Raw genomic sequence first — 18686 nt, 5'->3', positions numbered from 1 at the left:
GCGGCGCACTGCGCCAGACGATTCCGATAATCAGGATGCCTGATGAGCATCCGCTGCATCCGCGCCATCTTGCGCGGCGACGATTTCGACCCAGTTCGCGCCCTGCCCGCCCGCGCAGCGCGACGCGAGCGTGAGCGCGCCGCTTTGCCCATCGATGCGATAGAGCGAGACCTGCGGCGACTTCTCTCCGCACGCGACGAGGAAGCGCCCGCTCGGGTCGAGGCGAAAGCCACGCGGCTGCGTTTCGGTTTCGACCGAGCTCACCGGTTCGAGCGTGCCGTCCTGCGCGACGCGCAGCGTGAGCAGCCTGCTCGAGGTGCGCTCCGATGCATAGACGAAGCGGCCATCGGGCGAGCCATGGATGTCGGCGGCCCAGACGAGCTGGGCGAGCACCGCCGGATCGGGCTGCACCGGATGCGTAGCGTTCGGGCGCGCGAAGCCATCGTTCAGATGCGCGAGTTCGTTGGCGCGCGTCGAAACACCAAGAGGCGTCAGTTGACCCGTGGCGGCGTCGCGCGCAAATGCGGCCACCGTCGCGCGGAATTCGCTCAGCACGTAGAGCACGTCGCCTTGCGATGAAAAGCGCAGATGGCGCGGGCCGAATCCCGTCTCCAGATCCACCGTGCCGATGGCGCGCAATCCGCCCGCCTCGCCCAGTGCGAAACAAAATACCCGGTCGCTGCCGAGCGACGACACATAGGCGTAGCGGCCGTCGCCGGAGACGATGACGCAGTGCGCATGCTCGATGCCGTCGACGACCTGCACGGGCACGCCGCGGCCGTTCACGACATCTTCGACGCGATAAAGGCTCAGCCGATGCTCGCCATACGACGCGCCCAGCAGAAAGCGGCCGCCTGGCTCGGCGCACAGATACGCAAGGCTCGATTCGATCGGCGTGCGGGTCTCGAGCGCGAGTGCACCGTTGCGCGGATCGACTGCATACACGAGGATGTGCTTGCGTTCGCCGCGCGTGGCCGCATAGAGACGGCGCCGGTCCGGCGCCAGCGCCAGCGGCATCACGGCTTCGTCGGCGCTCACGCGCGCGTGCGGCGTGAGCGTGCCGCGTGCGGCGTCGAGATGGAGCACGGCGATTTCGCCGTCATGCGCATTCGAGACATAGACGAAGTAGCGCTCTTGCATGGGATCGTGGGCCGACTGGTGCATGGTGTGCAGGTTCCTGAACTTATTGTGCGTGCGCTGGCATGAATTCGTGTGCGTTCAATGCGCGCTGCCGTGCACCGGCGCCTCGGCAAAGGCGCGGCGCGAAGGCGTGTTGCGCGCGAGGAACGCGACGGCGGCGGCGATCAGCGACGTCACGCCAAGGCCGTAGAGCCCGCCCGTGATCGAGCCTGTGTGCTGCTGCAAGTAGCCAAAAGTGGCCGGGGCAAAGAAGCCGCCCAGGTTGCCAATCGAATTGATGAGCGCGATCACGGCGGCGGCCACGCGGGTGTCGAGATAGCCCTGCGGGATCGGCCAGAACAGCGACGAAGCCGCCTTGAAGCCGATGGCCGAGAAGCAGATCGCGACGAACGAGAACACCGGGTCCGCTGCGGTCGAGGCAAACAGGCCGCATGCGGCAATCACGAGCGCGACGGCGAGCCAGGCCTGCTGAAAACGGTATTTCGCCGAGAGCAGCGCGAAGCAGTACATCGCGACGATGGCGATCATCCACGGAATCGTGTTGTACAGGCCCACCTGGAAGTCGGTGAGGCCGCCCATCTTGCGGATGATGGTGGGCAGCCAGAAGGTGGCCGCGTAGATCGTCAGCTGGATCGCGAAATAGAGGAAGCAGAACAGCACGATCTGCGGGTCGCGCAACAGCCGCATGACCGGCACGTGCGCGCCCGTCGCGGCCTCGCGCTCGGCCTGCTCGCTCGCCATGCAGGTTTCGAGCGCGGTCTGCTCGGCGGGGGAGAGCCAGTGCGCGTCGCGGATGCGCGACTTCAGCATCAGCCAGCTCGCGCCGCACAGCACGACGGAGAACGCGCCTTCGATCAGGAACATCCACTGCCAGCCCGAGAGGCCGAGGCCGCGCACCGAAAGCAGCGCGCCCGTGACCGGGCCAGAGAGCACCGAGGCGAACGCCGAGCCCGCGAGGAAGATCGCCACGGCCTTGCCGCGCTCCTTTTGCGGCAGCCACTGCGCGAAGTAATAGACGACGCCGGGGAAGAAGCCCGCTTCCGCGATGCCGAGCAGGAAACGCAGCACGTAGAACGAGGTGTCGTTGTGCACGAAGGCCATGCTCGCCGCGACGATGCCCCACGTGCCCATGATGCGCGTGAGCCAGGCGCGCGCGCCGAACTTCTGCATCAGGATGTTGGACGGCACCTCGAAGATCGCGTAGCCGACGAAGAACAGCCCCGCGCCCAGCCCATACGCCGCCGCCGAAAGACCGATATCGGCCTTCATGTGCGCGCCGACGAAGCCGACGTTCACGCGGTCGATGTAATTCGCGATGAACATGATCAGGAAAAGCGGCAACACGTGCCGCTTGACCTTGGCGCTGGCGGAGTCCAGCAGGTCTTCGTAGCGGGTGGCGGAAGTGGACATCGGGGTTGTCTCCAATTTGGCGCCCTGGCCGGTGGCTCGACATCGACATGACGTATCGTGGTACGTTGTCTGATGACATTCTAGCGACGTTGTACGACCACTCCAACATGGTGTTTACCCTCCCACAATCAAGTTAAAGCGCCTTATTCCCGCAAAATATGGGTCAGGAGGCACCTCGCACCATGCCGGGATTGCCTCGCCAGAGTCTTATGTTGTACGATGACATATATCGCGTAACGACATCAGGAGGCGACATGCAAATCACCGGCGAAATGCTGATCGGGGGCCGCGCGGTGCGCGGCTCGGACAAGCCGCTGCTGGCCTACAACCCATCGACCGGCGAGGACATCCCTGCCCCGGTGTTCGGCAGCGGCACCGTCGAAGACGTGGCGCAAGCCTGCTCGCTGGCCGCCGCGGCCTTCGATGCCTACCGCGGCCTGCCACTCGCCGTGCGCGCCTCGTTCCTCGAGCGCATCGCCGACGGCATCGCCGCGCTCGGCGACGCGCTCACGGAGCGCGCGCACGCGGAGACGGGCCTGCCGAAGGCGCGCCTCGAAGGCGAGCGCGCCCGCACCGTGGGCCAGTTGCGCCTGTTCGCGCAGGAAGTGCGCCAGGGCCTGTGGCTTGGCGCGACGCTCGACTCCGCCCTGCCCGAGCGCAAGCCGCTGCCGCGCGCCGACCTGCGCCTGCAGAAGATCGCGGTCGGCCCGGTCACCGTGTTCGGCGCGAGCAACTTCCCGCTCGCGTTCTCGGTGGCCGGCGGCGACACGGCGGCCGCGCTCGCGGCGGGCTGCCCGGTGGTCGTGAAAGCGCATGGCGCGCACCTGGGCACCTCGGAGATGGTCGGCCGCGTGATCCAGCAAGCCGTCAAGGACATGGGGCTGCCCGAAGGCGTGTTCTCGCTGATCGTCGGCGCGGGGCGCACCGTGGGCGAGGCGCTCGTCGCGCATCCGGCCATCAAGGCCGTGGGTTTCACCGGCTCGCGCGCGGGTGGCACCGCGCTCATGCAGATCGCCGCACAGCGACCCGAGCCGATTCCCGTCTACGCGGAAATGAGCAGTATCAATCCGGTGTTCCTGTTGCCGGAGGCGCTCGCCACGCGCGGCGCGGCCATCGCCCAGGGTTTCGTCGATTCGCTCACGCTCGGCGCGGGCCAGTTCTGCACGAACCCGGGGCTCGTGGTCGCCGTGGAGAGCCCTGCGCTCGCGCCGTTCGTCGCGGCCGCCCAGGCGGCGCTCGCCGGCAAGCCCGCGCAAACCATGCTGACGGCCGGCATCCACGCCGCTTATGAACAGGGCGCGCGGCGTCTCGCCGAAACGCCGGGCGTGCAGGCATGCGCGCAAGGTCAGCCCGAGCGCGGCCCGAACGAGGCATGCGCCGCGCTCTTCGTGACCGACGCGAAGACCTTCCTCGCGCAGCACGCACTCGAAGACGAAGTGTTCGGGCCGGCCTCGACGCTGGTGCGCTGCGCGGACGAGGCGGAACTGCTCGCGGTGGCGGAGCACTTCGCGGGCCAACTCACCGCCACGATCCAGATGGCGCGCGACGACCTGCCCGCCGCGAAGCGCCTCGTGACCATCCTCGAGCGCAAGGCGGGCCGCCTGCTCGTGAACGGCTTCCCGACCGGCGTGGAAGTGGCGCACGCGATGGTCCATGGCGGACCGTTCCCGGCTACCTCCGATAGCCGCGCGACCTCGGTGGGCACGAGCGCAATCGAGCGCTTCCTGCGCCCGGTCTGCTATCAGGACTTTCCGGCTGAGTTGCTGCCCGAGGCGCTCGCGGACGCTAATCCGCTCGGGCTCTGGCGGCGCAGGGATGGGGAGGTTGTGCGGGGGTGATGGGGGGATTCAAAGACTCGCCGGACACCGCCTTCCAATGGCTCGTCTGGTGGGTCAGTCGACCCCGAAGGCCTCCGGCATGAACGGACGATGACTCATAGCCGGACCCCTTCCCGGTCGATGTTGCGCAGCAGTGCGGGGTTCGAGTAGTTCTCCGGGTGTTCCCATTCATCGAGCCAGATTGGCAACGGCGAGATGAGGATGCCAGTTTCCAGCAGCACGTCGAACGCAACATCGGCCAAATCGAGCTTGGCGGACAGGAAACGTCGATGTTCGCCGCGCAAAAGCACGGCAACATCCGCATCGCTGTCTGGCCGATGCGTCCCGCGCGCACGGCTTCCATACACGATGACTCCCGCTGTGTCGTACCGGTCGGCAATCCGGGCAACAAAGCTCCGGACGGCTTCCTCGGTGTCAGGGTCGATGCGATTCATGCGAGCCTCACATTGAAATCCGGCCTCATGATATCAAGCCCCCTCCCCCGCTGCCGCCGCCCGCCTCAACCGCTCCCTGCTGCTCGACAGATGCATGCGCATCGCCGCGCGCGCACTCTCCGAATCGTGCCTCGCGATGGCTTCGAAAATGCTCTCGTGCTCGCGGTTCACGAGTTCGGCATAGGCCTTCGGATCGCTGTGCGCGATACCGGCCGAATCGATGCGATGACGCGGAATCAGCGCCGCCCCCATCTGCGTGAGGATGTCGACGAAATAGCGGTTGCCGGTGGCGCGCGCCACCGAGACATGGAACTGCAGATCGGCGTTGGCGCTGTCACCGCCCGAGCGCGTGGCGGCCGAAATCGCATCGAGCGCCGTGCGGATATTCGCGAGGTCGCGCTCGCTCGCGCGCTGCGCGGCGAGCCCGGCGCACTCCGTTTCGAGGCTGATGCGCAGCTCGAGCACCGAGAGCAGGTCGTTGAGCGTGCTCGCCGGCACGACCTCGAGATCGAGCGGCTCGCGGCGCGGCTCCAGCACGAAGCTGCCGATGCCGTGACGCGTCTCGATCACCGACATGGCCTGCAGCCGCGAGATAGCCTCGCGCACCACGGTGCGGCTCACGCCTAGCGTGCCCATGAGACTGCTTTCGGTCGGCAGCTTGTCGCCGGGCTTGAGCATGCGCGAGGCGATCTGCTCGTTGATGTAGTTGACGGCCTGCTCGGCAAGATTGCGGTTGCGGGTGGGTATGGGCGCGGCACTCGAATCGGCCATCGTCCCCTCCTTGGGATGCGAATTTCGTTTCATTATACGTCGTCGGACAACCACACGCCCCGCCGTCGCTTCGCTCGCGCCAGCACCGCTTCGCATGACTCCGGCGCACGACCGAAGACATCGGACAACCGGGTCGGCCAACATGATTGAGGCCGCGCACACGACGGGCGGAATCGTTACCGGACAAAATCGCATGGCCGCATCAATTGATTCGGATTCCGTATTGATAGACGAAAACCGCGTTTGATCCTCAATATGGATGCGTTAGCAAACGTCCTTATTTAAAGGCCGAATCGAAAAAACCGCCGCGGATAATTTGTACACGTTCAACTCGACAGCTCGCATTTTTCCACGATAATGTGCCCCAGAAGATGCGTGCCGGAACGCGGTCGCCACGCTGCGCCTTCAAGGCGTGGCCCACGGGCGAGCCCATCACCGCGCCGGACGACGCCTCAACTGATACCGAATCGCATCGCGCTTGTGCCGTCCCTGCCGTCCACAATCCGCAACGAGGGAATCATTGAGAAATCGCATCGTCCGCGTTGCCCTCTGCGCCCTTGCGCTCGCGCTGCCGTACGCCGCGCCCTGCGCGGCGCCACCCGCGGAGCGCGCGCCTGACACCATGCAGGCCCGCGTGATGGGCTGCGCCGCGTGTCACGGCGCGCACGGCGAAGGCACCGACAACGACTACTTCCCGCGCCTCGCCGGCAAGCCCGCCGGCTATCTCTACAACCAGCTCATCGCGTTTCGCGACGGCGGCCGCAGCTACCCGCCGATGAACTATCTGCTCGCGTATCTGCCCGATGCCTATCTGAAGCAGATCGCCGAATTCTTCGCGCAAGAGCATCCGCCCTATCCGCCGCCCGCCACGCCCAAGGTCGATGCGGCCACGCTCGCGCTCGGCAAGTCGCTCGTCATGAACGGCGAGGCCAGCCGCAAGGTGCCCGCCTGCGCGGCCTGCCACGGCGCCTCGCTGACCGGCATGCAGCCCGCCATTCCGGGCCTAGTGGGCCTGCATGCCGACTACATCAGCGCGCAACTGGGTGCGTTCCGCTACGGCACGCGCCGCGCCGCCAGCCCGGACTGCATGCACGACATCGCTTCGCTGCTCTCCGAGCGCGACATCACGGCCATCGCCGCCTGGCTCGCCGCGCAACCCGCGCCGGTCAATCCGATGCCCGCTGCGCCCTCGCCCTTGCCGCTCGCGTGCGGCAGCGTCCCCCACTAGCCGAGGCCTCGACGTGCGCAAACTTCGATCCCTCATCCCGACGATGCCGGCCCGCGCGTTGGCTCCAACACGCGCGAAATGCCTCGCCCGCGCCCTGACGCTGGGCGCCGTGCTCTGGTGCGCCGGCGCGGCGCTCACGCAGGCGCAAACCGGCGCGCCCACCGCCAATGCCGCGGATGCGGCAGCCGCAGCAGCAGCGGCGGCATCGGCCAATGCCAAGCCCGTGGCGAGCAATGCCGAGCTGCTCGTGCGCGGCGAGTACCTCGCGCGCGCGGGCGACTGCATCGCCTGCCATACCGTGCCTTCGCAGCAGATGTTCGGCGGCGGCCGGCCGATGGAAACGCCGTTCGGCACGCTCTATACGCCGAATATCTCGTCGGACAAGGAATACGGCATAGGCGCGTGGAGCGCCGACGAGTTCTACCGCATGTTGCATGAAGGCAAATCGCGTGACGGCACGCTGCTCTACCCCGCGATGCCGTTCGCTTCGTATACCAAAGTCACGCGCGCCGACTCCGACGCGATCTACGCATATCTGCTTTCCACGCCGCCCGTGCATCAGCCCAATCGCGCGCATACGCTGCGCTTTCCGTATAACCAGCGTCAGCTCCTGCTCGGCTGGCGCGCGCTGTTCTTCCGCGCGGGCGAGTTCAAGCCCGATCCGAAGCAGTCGGTGGAGTGGAACCGCGGCGCGTATCTGGTCGAGGGTCTCGGGCACTGCACGATGTGCCACACGGAGATCAACGCGCTTGGCGGCAACACGGCCTCGAAGGAATTCCAGGGCGGCCTGATCCCGCTGCAAAACTGGTACGCGCCTTCGCTCACCTCGAACAAGGAGGCGGGACTAGGCGACTGGAGCATCGACGATATCGTCGACCTGCTGCACGCCGGCGTGTCCAATCGCGGCGCCGTGTACGGGCCGATGGCCGAAGTGGTCTACGACAGCTTCCAGTACCTCACCGAAGACGACGTGCGCGCCGTGGCCGTCTATCTGAAGTCGCTGCCCGGCCACACCAACGAGGTCGACAAGTCGCCCAAGAGCCAGTTCGTGACCGAGGAAGCCAACCGTCTCGCGCCGCTCGGCAAGAAGATCTACGAGGCGCAGTGCGCGGAATGCCACGCCGTCGAAGGCCTTGGGAAGCCGCCGCATTTCCCGCCGCTCGCGAACAACCAGTCGATCCAGATGAATTCGGCGGTCAACCCCATCCGCATGGTGCTCAACGGCGGCTACGCGCCGGGCACGAAGAAGAACCCGATGCCGTACGGTATGCCGCCGTTCGCGCAATTGCTCTCCGACGAGGAAGTCGCCGCCGTGGTCACCTATATCCGCACGGCATGGGGCAACCACGGCACGCCGGTTTCCGCGCAGGAAGTGAATGCGCTGCGCTCGGCGCCGCTTTTCTGAGCTGTGGCTGCGAAGTTTTCAAACTGAGTTTCAAACTGCATTTCAAACAGCGTTTCAACCCGAGGCCGCGATGATCGAGACTCCCGTTCCGCAACAGCCCGGTGAGCCCCCGCAGCACGAGCAGGTCGACGAGATCGTGCGCCGCGGGCCGCACGGCGCGCTCGCGCTCGCCGGCATTGCCACCGCCATCGTGGCCGCGATCTGGTTTGCGTTCTATTTCTGGGTGTTCCTGCCTCGCGGCGTCATTCAATAAATGCGCCGGCCCTAACCCCCTCACTTCATCCTCGCGCCAACCGCCCCCATGTCCACGCATCCAACCGATCCCCATGGCAGCGCTGAAGTCGCCGCGCGCGTGGAGCGCCGCTGGGCCACGCTCATGGTGGCGCTCGTTCTCGTGCTGGTGGCAATGGTGATCTTCACCGGCCTGCACTGGTCGATGATGCCGCCTTCGCGCGTCGAGACCATCGACCCGCAAACGCTGCACGTCTCGGGCGAATTCGTCGAAACCAACCTCGGCAGCGCGCTCGAGCCGGACGGCTCCGTCACGGTGCGCGTGCTCGCGCAGCAGTACTCGTTCACGCCGCAATGCATCGTGGTGCCGGCGGGCGTGCCCATCACGTTCCGCGCCACCAGCGCCGACGTCGTGCACGGCTTTCTCGTGACCGACACGAACCTCAATTCGATGGTCGAGCCGGGCTACGTCTCCACCTTCCGCACGACCTTCGAGCAGCCCGGCGATCACCTCATGCCGTGCCACGAGTATTGCGGCACGGGTCACCAGGGCATGTGGGCGCACGTGAAGGTCGTCGATCGCGATGCCTTCATGCAGATGGCGGCCCTTGCGGAGAACCATTCGCGGAGACTGAGCTGTGTTAAATAACAAGCGACTCGTGCTCGCCCACTTCTGGCTCGCCTTCATCCTGTTCGGGGTCGCGCTGCTGCTCGGCGCGTGGCAGATGCTCGTGCGCAGCCCGCTGCATCCGTGGCTGCACGACCCCGAGCTCTACTACCGCTCGGTGACCGAGCACGGCACCGTGATGGGCTACGCGTTCCCCACGCTCATCGCCATGGGCTTCGGCTACGCGGTCAGCGAACTCGCGCTCAAGCGGCCGCTCGTGGGCGTGCGCTGGGCATGGCTCGGCTTCATCCTGCTCGCGCTCGGCGCGGTGACCGCTTCCGTGCCCGTCGCGCTCGGCCGCGCTTCGGTGCTCTACACCTTCTATCCGCCGATGATCGGCAACGTGTTCTATTACGTCGGCGTCGTGCTCGTGGTGGTGGGCTCGTGGGTCTGGGTCGCGCTGATGAGCGCGAATCTCGCGGCGTGGCGGCGCGAGAACCGCGGCAAGCCGGTGCCGCTCGCGATGTTCGCGACCACGGCGGGCGCGTATCTGTGGGGCTGGACCGCCGTGGGCGCGGCCATCGAAGTGCTGTTCCAGATCCTGCCCGTCGCGCTCGGCCTGCGCAACACCATCGACGCGGGCCTCGCGCGCGTGTTCTTCTCGTGGACGCTGCACGCGATCGTCTACTTCTGGCTCATGCCCGCCTATATCGCCTATTACACGATCATTCCGCGTGCGATCGGCGGCCGCCTCTATAGCGATGCGATGGCGCGCATCTCGTTCATCCTGTTCCTCGTGGTGGCGATGCCCATCGGCCTGCACCACCTCTTCACCGACCCGCAGGTGGGCTCGGGCTTCAAGTTCCTGCAGTCGGTGTTCACGGCGCTCGTGGCCGTGCCCACGCTGCTCACGGTCTTCACGATCTGCGCCTCGGTCGAGATCGCGGGACGGCTGCGCGGCGGCAAGGGCACATTCGGCTGGATCGCGAAGCTGCCATGGCAGAACCCGCAGATGCTCGCCGTGGCGTTCTCGTTCGTGATGCTCGGCTTCGGCGGCGCGGGCGGGCTCATCAACATGAGCTACCAGCTCGATCAGCCCATCCACAACACGCAATGGGTCACGGGCCACTTTCACCTGATCTACGGCGGCGCGATCGTCATCATGTACTTCGCCATCGCCTACGATCTGTGGCCGCAGCTCACGGGCCGCGCGCTCACCAACTGGCGGCTCATGCGCTGGCAGCTGTGGCTCTGGTTCATCGGCATGATCGTGACGACGTTTCCGTGGCATATGGTCGGCATTCTCGGCATGCCGCGCCGCATGGCCTATTTCGATTACAGCGACCCGGCGCTGGCCGCGCAGGCGAGCCTCGTGACGATCTCGGCCGTGGGCGGCCTGATTCTCGTGATCTCCGCGATTCTGTTCTTCGTGGTGCTGCTGCAGGGCCATCGCAGCGCCGCGCAAGCGCCCGAGGAATACCGCTTCAGCGCGCCGGTGCATGAATCGCCCGTGCTGCCCGCCGCGCTGAACAGTTTCGCGCTGTGGATCGTGCTGATGATCGCGCTCACGATCACCAACTACGGCTACCCCATCGCCCAACTGCTCGCGACACCCAACACGGCCGTGCCCGCGATTCCGATTGGAGCGCCGCGATGAGCGACGAACGCCTGTTCACGTTACGCAATGTGTGGTTCCGCGCGAGCGTGGGCGCGACGATCCTCGTGCTCGTGGTCTCCGCGCTGATCGGCTTCGTCTGGCTGCCTTCGGCGCAAAGCGACCCGCACTTCCAGGGCATCTGGAACGCCATCTGCAGCGCGGCCGGCGTGCCGCGCCAGTGGTATCAGGTGGGCACCCCGATCGCGCCCGGCTATAAGGTGAGCACGGTCGAGCTCACGCCGCACATGTTCGACGACGCCACGAGCCTCTCCATCGGGCGCGGCGCCACGCTCTCGCTACGCTGCACGATGTGCCACGGCCCGCGCGGCATGAGCGAGGCCAATTCGCCGAATCTCGCAGGGCAGTTCGCGAGCGTGGTGTACAAGGAGTTGCTCGACTTCCAGAGCGGCGCGCGCAAGAGCGCGGTCATGTCGCCGATGGCGCAAAACCTCTCGGATCAGGACATGCGTGACCTCGCGGCCTACTATGCGTCGCTGCCGGGCGCCGCGCGTGTGCGCGGCGACGCGCCCGTGATCGTCTCGGAAGGCGCGCCGCTGCGCAATATCCCGGCGTGCGCCGCGTGCCACGGCGGCGTCGACCACAAGGTGGGCAGCCCCTGGCTCGACGGCTTGCCGGCGGCCTACACCAAGGCCCAGCTCGCGGCCTTCGCGGACGGCACGCGCCACAACGACATTTCCGAGCAGATGCGCAACATCGCGCGCAACATGACCCCTGAGGAAATCGACGCGGCGGCAGCCTGGTACGCGGGCGGCGCACACTAGGGCCACATGCCTACGGTGGCATGCTCGACTCAATCGATTCAATCGACTCAAGCCGTGCGGGGAGCGCAACACACGCCGCTTGCGCGCCCCGCGCTTCCCCCTCGTTCCTGTGGAGAACCCCGATCATGGCGTCCAGGCCGTTGCACGCACGCTTGACCCGTGCCGTGCGCAATGCGTTCGCGGCGCAGTTCCGCTGGCTCGGCCGCCATCCGTTCGTGCCGGGCTGCGTGGGCACGCTCGTCGGCATCGCGATCGTCGCGCTCGCGTTCACGGGCTTCGCGCAACAACGCCAACTCGCGCTGGCGAACGCGCGGCAGACTTCCAGCATGCTGGTCTCGCTGGTGGCCGCGCACCTCGAAAGCAATTTCGGTGTCTACGACCTGATCCTCACCGACGCGCTCGAATCGATCCGCGACCCGCGCACGGCGACGCTGCCGCGCGACCTGCGCCGCAAGCTCATTTTTGGCAAGGTCGCGAGCTCGATTTATCTCGACGGTGCCCTCTATGTCGATGCGCACGGCCAGATCGTCGAATCGGCGGACGGCCGCGACTACCCGGGCGTCAATCTCGCGCACCGCGATTATTTCCGCGCCCAGCAGCGCAGCCGCTCGGTGGGCATGTACATCTCCGATCCGTTCCGCTCGCGCGTCAACGAAGGCCAATATGCGATCGGGCTGTCGCGCCGCGTGAACGGCTACGACGGCGCGTTCGGCGGCGTCGTGCTGCTCACGCTACGCCTCGCGTATTTCCAGCAGTTGTTCGACCGTATCGACGCGGGCAGCCACGGCGCCGTCTTCATCATGCTCGACGACGGCACGCTGCTCGCCCGCAAGCCGTACTCCGATTACGACGTGGGCGCGAATCTCGCCTCGCAGCAGCAGGTCGCGCCGATGCTCAAGGCGAGCGAGGGCTCGTTCATCGCGCGCGACGACGAGGACGGCACGACGCGCATCTACACCTGGCGGCGTGTGCCGCACAGTTCGCTGATCGTGGCGGTTGCGCCCGCGCTCGACGACACGCTCGCGGCGTGGCGCCAGCGCGTCGCGCTCACCGGGCCGATGTCGCTCGTCTTCGGCGCAGTGGTCGCGCTCTCCTCGTGGCTGCTCGCGTTCGGACTGCGCGCGCGCCTGCGCGCGGAAGCCGAGCTGCGCCGGCTTTCGGTCACCGACGCCCTCACCGGCCTCGCGAACCGCCGCGCGCTCGATCTGCGTCTCGTGAATGAGTGGAACCGCGCGCGCCGCGCGGGGGAGCCGCTCTCGATCCTCTTCATCGACATCGACCGCTTCAAGCTCTTCAACGACTTCTACGGGCACGCGGTGGGCGACGAGGTGCTCGCCGCCGTGGCGCACGCCATCGAGGCCACCGTGCATCGCGCGACGGACATGGCGGCGCGCTACGGCGGCGAGGAGTTCGCGGTGGTCCTCTCGAACACGCCGCCCGATGGCGCATTGACCATCGCGGAGCAGATCCGCGCGAACGTGCAGCGCCTCGGCATCGCGCACGGGCACAGCGAGCACGGCTCGGTGACGGTGAGCGTGGGCGGCGCGACTTGCACGCCGCGCGAAAGCACGGGCGCGCATGCGCTCTTGCGCGCCGCGGACGAGGCGCTCTACGCGGCGAAGCAGGCCGGCCGCAACCAGGTCAAGGCGACGGCCTTCGACGGCCCGCCGCCCGACCCGCGCAACGCGCTCGTCGATGGCGAGCCGCCAGCACCACCGCCCGAGGCTAGTTCGACGACGGCACCGGATCGTCGTTGAGCGTCTTCAGGAACGCGATGATGTCGCGGATCTCGTCGTCGGTCATCGCGGGCTTGTCGCCGAACTTGCGGTCGAACGGCGCGTCCGTGATGTCCACGTTCTTCCAGAGTTGCGGCGGGATGTCGTCGTATTTCTCGATCTTGCCGTGGGCATCGTGCGGATAGAACTTGCCGGGGTCGGTGTTGCGCTCGTTGTAGAACGCCATCACCTGATCGAGGTTGTGATAGAGGCCGTTGTGGAAGAACACCGTGCGCGTGGCCGAATTGCGCAGCGTGGGCGTGAGGAACATGCCGCAATACTGCGCCTGGTCCTTCATGTCGGTGCGGAACGGCCCGCACACGCCCAGATCGAAAAAGCGCGGGTCGCGGTTCTGCGCGAGCTTGCGGTTGCGCGGCACGCCGAGCGCCTCGTACTGGTAGTCGGTGAACATCGGCGGCAGGCCGTCCTTGCCCGGCTTCGAAAGGTGGCAGCCCGCGCAGTTCGCCTTCTTGTCGTCGTTGAAGAGGCGCAGGCCGCGCAGCTCCGCCTGGGTCAGGCGCGCGTGCCCTTCCAGCCAGCGGTCATACTTGCTGTTGTACGGATGGAACGACGGGTCCTCCACCTGATAGCGCGAGATCGCGAACATCGCTTCGGAGACGAGCAGCTTGCGGTCGTCGAAGATTCGTGATCCGAACAATTCCGTGAAGTGCTTCGCGTAGGACGCGTGCTGAAGCTTCCCGGCCACCGCATCGACGCTCGTGTTCGCCATCTCCACCGGATTGAGCAGCGGCCCGTAGGCCTGCTGCTGCAAGGTGTCGGCGCGGCCGTCCCAGAACAGCCCGCCTTGCGGCACCATCTCCACCGAGGTGGACGGACCGCCCGCGGTCTTCTGCGATTTCACCACGTCGGCTGAGGCCGTCGCCTGCTGCGCGACGGTGGGCGCGTCGTCGTTTTCGCCCGCGTCGGGGCCGATGCTGAAATTCGGCTGGCGATACAGATACATGAGCGACGGCGGCGGACGATAGCCCTGCTGCGTCATCGCGAGACCGCCCTGCTGCACGTCGAGCCCGTTGGGCGGCCCGTAGGCATGCTCGGGGCTATGGCACGACGCGCACGACTGCTTGCCCGAAGCCGAGAGCGCCGGGTCGAAGAAGAGCTGCTTGCCGAGCTGGGCCATGGCCGAAAGCGGCGCCACGGGCGGGCGTTGCAGCACCACGGGATGCGGATTCGCGCCCGTGAGGTTCTCGACGATGGCGCCCACGGATTCGGGCATGTCGGCGGGAAAGGCCACGGCATAGGCACTGAAGCCCAGCGCGGCGATCGCAACGGCCGCGGCGGCATACAGCGCGAGGCGCGCGGGCTTCGCCCTGGCGCGGGCCGCAGTGGAAGCGGAAGAAGGCGGAGAAGAGAGTTCGGACATATTGCCTTGTTCTTGGCGAAGCAAAAAAGCCGCCGACATCAAAACCGGCACAACACCCGGCGCGGGAGCGCAGCCTGCGCGGATACCGACGGCGTATTCGAATTCGAATCGCTGCTGACGCATGCGATTTGCCAGACTTCAGGGCGAGCGCATTACAACACCTGAACATGACTACACGGCGACCATCTGATTTCCTTAAGCTTTCGCTTCATTTCATTGTCGAAAGAAATGTGCAGTAATCGGCGCGCGGTTGCGTTGCACTCTTGCGCGCGCGAGCTATAACGAAAGTGCAGCGCGGATGTTCTCTGCGCGCCCGCTCTCACCTTCTTCTTGCGCCGCGCCACGCTGCGCCGCCTCCCGAACCGGCGGAGGCGCGATCGATTAGTGAACAGACCCTAACTAACACGTCCGGCAGCCCGGCCTTTTGCGCCGGCATCCGGCCTTCCCCCCGAGTGCGCACGGCGCCTTGAATGGCCGTGCGCACGCCGGGTTGGCTTTGCGTTGTGTTCCGGAAGGAGTGTTGAGATGAAGATCCGATTGGCGTTGATCGCCGGCTGCGTGGCGGCGCTGGCAGCCGGTGCGCCTGCAACGGCACAGTCGAAGGACGAGCCGGTGCCCCAGCAGCGCGCGCATCAGACGATGACCGATGACGCGGATGCCTCCGCCCAGGCCGGCACTGACATGTCGTACGGCGGCGTGCCCGACACGCACAGCGTCGCGGGCCAGCGCACGGGCAAGGCCTGCTGGCCTCGTTCGCAGTGCGATATATTTTTCGGACAGTAAGCGCTCAGTAAGCGGCCCGGTTGAGCCGCGTGCGCGCGCGGCGTGCCGGATGCGCTGGCCTGGCTAGCGCCGTGCCGGCCGTGGCGTTGCGCCCCCGATTCGCGCGCACGGCGCGCGGGGTGCCTTCGTGCGCCACCGCGTGAGCCGCGTGCCTCAGTGCACCGTGGCCTGCAACAACTCCGGCACGCGCTGCAAGGGCGCGAGCAATTCGGGCTCGATGGCATAGAGCGGCCCGAGCGTTTGCGACACGTCGCGATAGTCCACGTGCACGCGTCCTTCGTCGTCCTCCCACACCACGAGCCGCAGCGGCAGTTCGAGCGCCGCGTGCGGATTGGCCACCATGACCGGCGTGCCAGCCTTCGGGTTGCCGAACATGATCAGCCTCGTGCGCCGCAACTCGAGACCCACGAGCGCCGCCGCCTCGCGCTGGTCCACGTCGGCGAACACGACGGCGCCCACGCGCTCGAGCGCCGCTTTGAGGCGCGCGATCGTCGTATCGAAGTCGTACGCGCTCTTGAACGTCAGAATGGACGAGGGGTGCTGATCGTGCTCGATCATGGCGAGGCTCCTGGATGGACGAAACGCGTGCCTGCAGCCAGGGCCTGCTCACGCTCGTGACGGGCCCGGGTCCAGCGCGCTATCGCACTTTAGTCCATCAATAAAGCGCCCGCCCTGAAACCGGCGCCGGCGCAGCCGCGCAAAAAGCGCGCCGCACGATGGGCGTTCGCGCATGCTCGCGAGGCGAGTCGAACTGTGGCGTAGTCGTTGACGTTGCCCAGGTTTTCAAACCTCGCTTCCGCCCACCGCACCGGCCAACCTGAGCACGCATGCGAGGCCGGTGAAGCCAAAGCCCAGCGCGCAGACGCCGTCCCAGCCGGCCCACGCCCATATCGCGCCCGCCAGCACCGTGCCCAACGCGCCGCCGATGAAAAACACGCCGACGAACAGCCCATTGAGCCTGCCGCGCGCGGCCGGGTTCATCAGGTTGATTGCCCTGCGGCCCAGCGTCTGATCGGTGACCACGCCGGCGTCCAGCGCGGCCGCGCCGGCCACCAGCATCGCCACCGCCAGCAGCGGATGCGCGCGCGCTGAGAATCCGCCCCAGCCGGAGCCCGCGACACCGATTGCGACGAGCGCAACCAGCATCGTCATGTGCCCCGCAAACACGGTCCTGCGGCCCCAGCCGCGATCGCCCGCGCGCCCCGCCAGCGGCGTGACGATCGCGCCCGCCGCGCCGGCCAGCGCGAACGCCGCAATCCCGTTCATCCCAAAGTTGAACGGCGGCTGCACGAGCCGCAGGCCGATCGCGGTCCAGAACGCGCTGAATGCGCCCATCACCAGCGCCGCCGAAACGGCGTTGCGTTGCAGCACGCGCTCGTGGCGCAGCAGCGTCCATAGCGAGCCCAGCAGCGTCCCATAGCGCGTCGATATCGCTGGCGAGCGAGTCGGCAACTGCAGGTAAAGCACGACCGCGAGCAGCGCATCGATCGCCCCCGCCATGCCGTAGAACGCGCGCCAGCCGATCGTTCCGGCAACCAGACTCGCGGCGGGACGCGAGAGCAGGATGCCGAGCATCAGGCCGCTCATCACGTTGCCGACCGCGCGTCCGCGATGGCTTTCCGGCGCCATCGACGCGGCCATCGGCACCAGCATCTGAATCACGCTCGATGCGGCACCGGCTGCGAACACGGCGGCAAGAAATACGCCGCGTGAAGCACTGAGCATCGCGATGCCGAGCGCGACGGCACAGCATGCCAGCGTGTGCACGATCAGGCGGCGGTTTTCGAGGAGATCGCAGAGCGGCACCAGCAGCACCAGACCGGCCGCGTAGCCGAGTTGCGGCAGCATCGCGGCCAATCCCGCGAACTGCGGCGCAAGATGCAGGCTCCGGCTGATCTCGCCGGTCAACGGTTGTGCCGCAAACAGGTTCATCACGATCACGCCGACTGCCGTCGCGAAAAAGACCGTGAGCAGCGGCGTGAGGGTCTGCGCGTGCGGGCTTTCGGCGGCAATCGTTGCGACGGTCTCGGCGCGCGTTTGAGCAGAGGGATTCATCAGCGTGACGCTCCAGGGAAGGGACATCGCCCATCCTGGCCCTTCTTCTAACATGCTACAATTGAAACATGTGCATATCTATTATGCGAGTTTGTTTTGAACACGCGTGATCTGCAGGCGTTCGTTGCGGTCATCGAGAGCGGTTCGATGGTGCGCGCCGCCGAGCGCCTTCATCTGACGCAGCCCGGTCTGACACGGCGCGTGCAGAGCCTCGAAAGCACGCTCGGCGCCGAACTGCTCGATCGCCAGAGCAAGCCGCTCAAGCCGACCGCCACGGGCCATGAGGTCTATGCGCTCGCGCGCACCGTGCTGGGCGCGGTGGACGATCTGCTGTCGGTGGCTTCGGCGGACAGCGAGCCGGCCGGCGAACTGAGAATCGGCATGCCGCCGTTTCTGGCCGACATCGCGCTGGAAAAGCCGGTCGACCGGTTGCGTAGCGCGTTTGCGCGGCTGACCCTGCGGATCACGGCGGGCTGGTCGCCTGGCCTCTTGCAAAGCGTCGAACGGGCGGCGCTGGACGCGGCGGTGGTCCTGATGCCTTCGAACTTCATGCCACCCGAGACCGTGCGCGCAACCGCCCTCGCGTTCCAGCCGACCGTGATCGTCGCGCCGCGCTCGCTGGGCCTGCCCGATACGCCCGTGACGCTCGCCGATCTGGCCAGTCACGCGTGGGTGCTCAACCAGAACGGCTGCGGGATGCGCTCGGCGTTGAGCCGCGCGCTGGAAAAGGCCGGCTTGCCGTTCAACGTGGCGGTCGAGGCATTTGGTTCGGATCTCCAACTATCGCTGGTGGCGCGCGGTCTCGGCATCGGCGTCGCCACGCCGGACGTGCTGGAGCGTTCCGCTCATCGCGACGCGCTGCAGGTGATCGATGCGGTCGACTTCCGCACCGGCGTCGACGTATGGTTCGTGCACGGCTCGCTGCCGGGCCGGCTGGTGCGGCCCGTCGAACTGCTGCGCCGTTCGTTGACCGAGGTGCTGGCTGCAAGTGGCCTCGCGACGTATGGCGACACGCGGGCGGCGAAATAGCCTTGCGCGAATCCACAACGTGCACGCATCGCGCTCGCCCGGCGCCCACAGCATCGGCGTGATCTGCTGGACCTGCTGCGCGAAACGCTCCATGTCCGCGCCGTTCAAGGCCGTGCGGATCGGCAGCTCGACCGTGAGCGGATCCTCCGGCACGTGGTCC

The 18686-nt window shown here is 66.9% G+C and carries 17 protein-coding genes; 10 read left to right on the top strand and 7 right to left on the bottom strand.

Translation table 11 applies throughout. The features are described 5' to 3' along the window. Positions 1-30 precede the first annotated feature (30 nt). Both BO1_RS53500 and BO1_RS31060 read right to left on the bottom strand, forming a co-directional pair. Positions 31-1164 (bottom strand): lactonase family protein, encoded by a 1134-nt coding sequence (locus BO1_RS53500; RefSeq protein ID WP_245643952.1) that lies wholly within the window; start codon positions 1162-1164, stop codon positions 31-33. Between the two features lie 54 nt (positions 1165-1218). Further along, a complete protein-coding gene (locus BO1_RS31060) occupies positions 1219-2550 on the bottom strand; it encodes an MFS transporter (RefSeq protein WP_028220883.1) in 1332 nt (443 codons plus the stop codon). 254 nt (positions 2551-2804) lie between these two features. On the opposite strand from BO1_RS31060, the gene BO1_RS31055 reads away from it, so the two are divergent. Then, positions 2805-4388, top strand: a complete 1584-nt coding sequence (locus tag BO1_RS31055) for an aldehyde dehydrogenase (NADP(+)) (protein WP_028220882.1) — start codon at positions 2805-2807, stop codon at positions 4386-4388. 95 nt (positions 4389-4483) lie between these two features. Here the strand turns inward: BO1_RS31055 and BO1_RS31050 are convergent, their stop codons facing one another. Beyond that, positions 4484-4822, bottom strand: coding sequence for a nucleotidyltransferase domain-containing protein (locus BO1_RS31050; RefSeq protein WP_028220881.1), 339 nt, complete (start codon positions 4820-4822; stop codon positions 4484-4486). 33 nt (positions 4823-4855) lie between these two features. Next, complete coding sequence (locus BO1_RS31045) at positions 4856-5593, bottom strand: FadR/GntR family transcriptional regulator (protein WP_028220880.1); 738 nt, start codon at positions 5591-5593, stop codon at positions 4856-4858. A gap of 622 nt (positions 5594-6215) precedes the next feature. Here BO1_RS31045 and BO1_RS31040 point away from each other — a divergent pair. The 7 genes from BO1_RS31040 (at position 6216) to BO1_RS53495 (ending at position 13260) form a co-directional block, all read left to right on the top strand. Continuing rightward, positions 6216-6821 carry a c-type cytochrome gene (locus tag BO1_RS31040; protein WP_156992496.1) on the top strand — a complete coding sequence of 202 codons (606 nt, stop codon included), beginning with the start codon at positions 6216-6218 and terminating at the stop codon, positions 6819-6821. 43 nt (positions 6822-6864) lie between these two features. Continuing rightward, positions 6865-8226 carry a c-type cytochrome gene (locus tag BO1_RS31035; protein ID WP_043287307.1) on the top strand — a complete coding sequence of 454 codons (1362 nt, stop codon included), beginning with the start codon at positions 6865-6867 and terminating at the stop codon, positions 8224-8226. A 70-nt stretch (positions 8227-8296) separates the two neighbouring features. Further along, positions 8297-8479, top strand: a complete 183-nt coding sequence (locus BO1_RS31030; RefSeq protein WP_028220877.1) for a hypothetical protein — start codon at positions 8297-8299, stop codon at positions 8477-8479. Between the two features lie 48 nt (positions 8480-8527). After that, positions 8528-9106, top strand: a complete 579-nt coding sequence (locus BO1_RS31025) for a cupredoxin domain-containing protein (protein ID WP_028220876.1) — start codon at positions 8528-8530, stop codon at positions 9104-9106. Then, positions 9096-10721 (top strand): cbb3-type cytochrome c oxidase subunit I, encoded by a 1626-nt coding sequence (locus BO1_RS31020; protein WP_028220875.1) that lies wholly within the window; start codon positions 9096-9098, stop codon positions 10719-10721. The genes BO1_RS31025 and BO1_RS31020 overlap by 11 nt, the downstream gene beginning before the upstream one ends. Next, a complete protein-coding gene (locus BO1_RS31015; protein WP_028220874.1) occupies positions 10718-11503 on the top strand; it encodes a c-type cytochrome in 786 nt (261 codons plus the stop codon). Before BO1_RS31020 ends, BO1_RS31015 begins: the two co-directional genes overlap by 4 nt. 125 nt (positions 11504-11628) lie before the next feature. Continuing rightward, positions 11629-13260, top strand: a complete 1632-nt coding sequence (locus tag BO1_RS53495) for a GGDEF domain-containing protein (RefSeq protein WP_052409673.1) — start codon at positions 11629-11631, stop codon at positions 13258-13260. Here BO1_RS53495 and BO1_RS31005 read toward each other — a convergent pair. After that, the gene (locus BO1_RS31005) at positions 13229-14659 is read right to left on the bottom strand and encodes a cytochrome-c peroxidase (RefSeq protein WP_028220873.1); all 1431 of its coding nucleotides are present in this window, start codon (positions 14657-14659) and stop codon (positions 13229-13231) included. The two genes, BO1_RS53495 and BO1_RS31005, sit on opposite strands and share 32 nt — an antisense overlap. A 525-nt stretch (positions 14660-15184) precedes the next feature. On the opposite strand from BO1_RS31005, the gene BO1_RS31000 reads away from it, so the two are divergent. Further along, positions 15185-15442: a hypothetical protein gene (locus tag BO1_RS31000; protein WP_028220872.1), complete on the top strand. Its 258-nt coding sequence runs from the start codon at positions 15185-15187 to the stop codon at positions 15440-15442. A gap of 153 nt (positions 15443-15595) precedes the next feature. Here the strand turns inward: BO1_RS31000 and BO1_RS30995 are convergent, their stop codons facing one another. Together BO1_RS30995 and BO1_RS30990 are read right to left on the bottom strand one after the other, a co-directional pair. Continuing rightward, the gene (locus BO1_RS30995) at positions 15596-16000 is read right to left on the bottom strand and encodes a DUF302 domain-containing protein (RefSeq protein ID WP_028220871.1); all 405 of its coding nucleotides are present in this window, start codon (positions 15998-16000) and stop codon (positions 15596-15598) included. Between the two features lie 225 nt (positions 16001-16225). After that, on the bottom strand, positions 16226-17497 hold the full coding sequence (locus BO1_RS30990; RefSeq protein WP_043287323.1) for an MFS transporter: 1272 nt from the start codon (positions 17495-17497) through the stop codon (positions 16226-16228). A gap of 96 nt (positions 17498-17593) precedes the next feature. Between BO1_RS30990 and BO1_RS30985 the strand changes: the two genes are divergently transcribed. Continuing rightward, positions 17594-18526 carry a LysR family transcriptional regulator gene (locus BO1_RS30985; RefSeq protein WP_028220869.1) on the top strand — a complete coding sequence of 311 codons (933 nt, stop codon included), beginning with the start codon at positions 17594-17596 and terminating at the stop codon, positions 18524-18526. The last annotated feature ends 160 nt before the right edge of the window (positions 18527-18686 follow it).

Source organism: Paraburkholderia oxyphila NBRC 105797 (assembly GCF_000685075.1).
GTDB classification, from domain to species: domain Bacteria; phylum Pseudomonadota; class Gammaproteobacteria; order Burkholderiales; family Burkholderiaceae; genus Paraburkholderia; species Paraburkholderia oxyphila.
The sequence above is the reverse complement of the archived record's forward strand: the minus strand, read 5'-3'. Positions and strand labels throughout refer to the sequence as shown.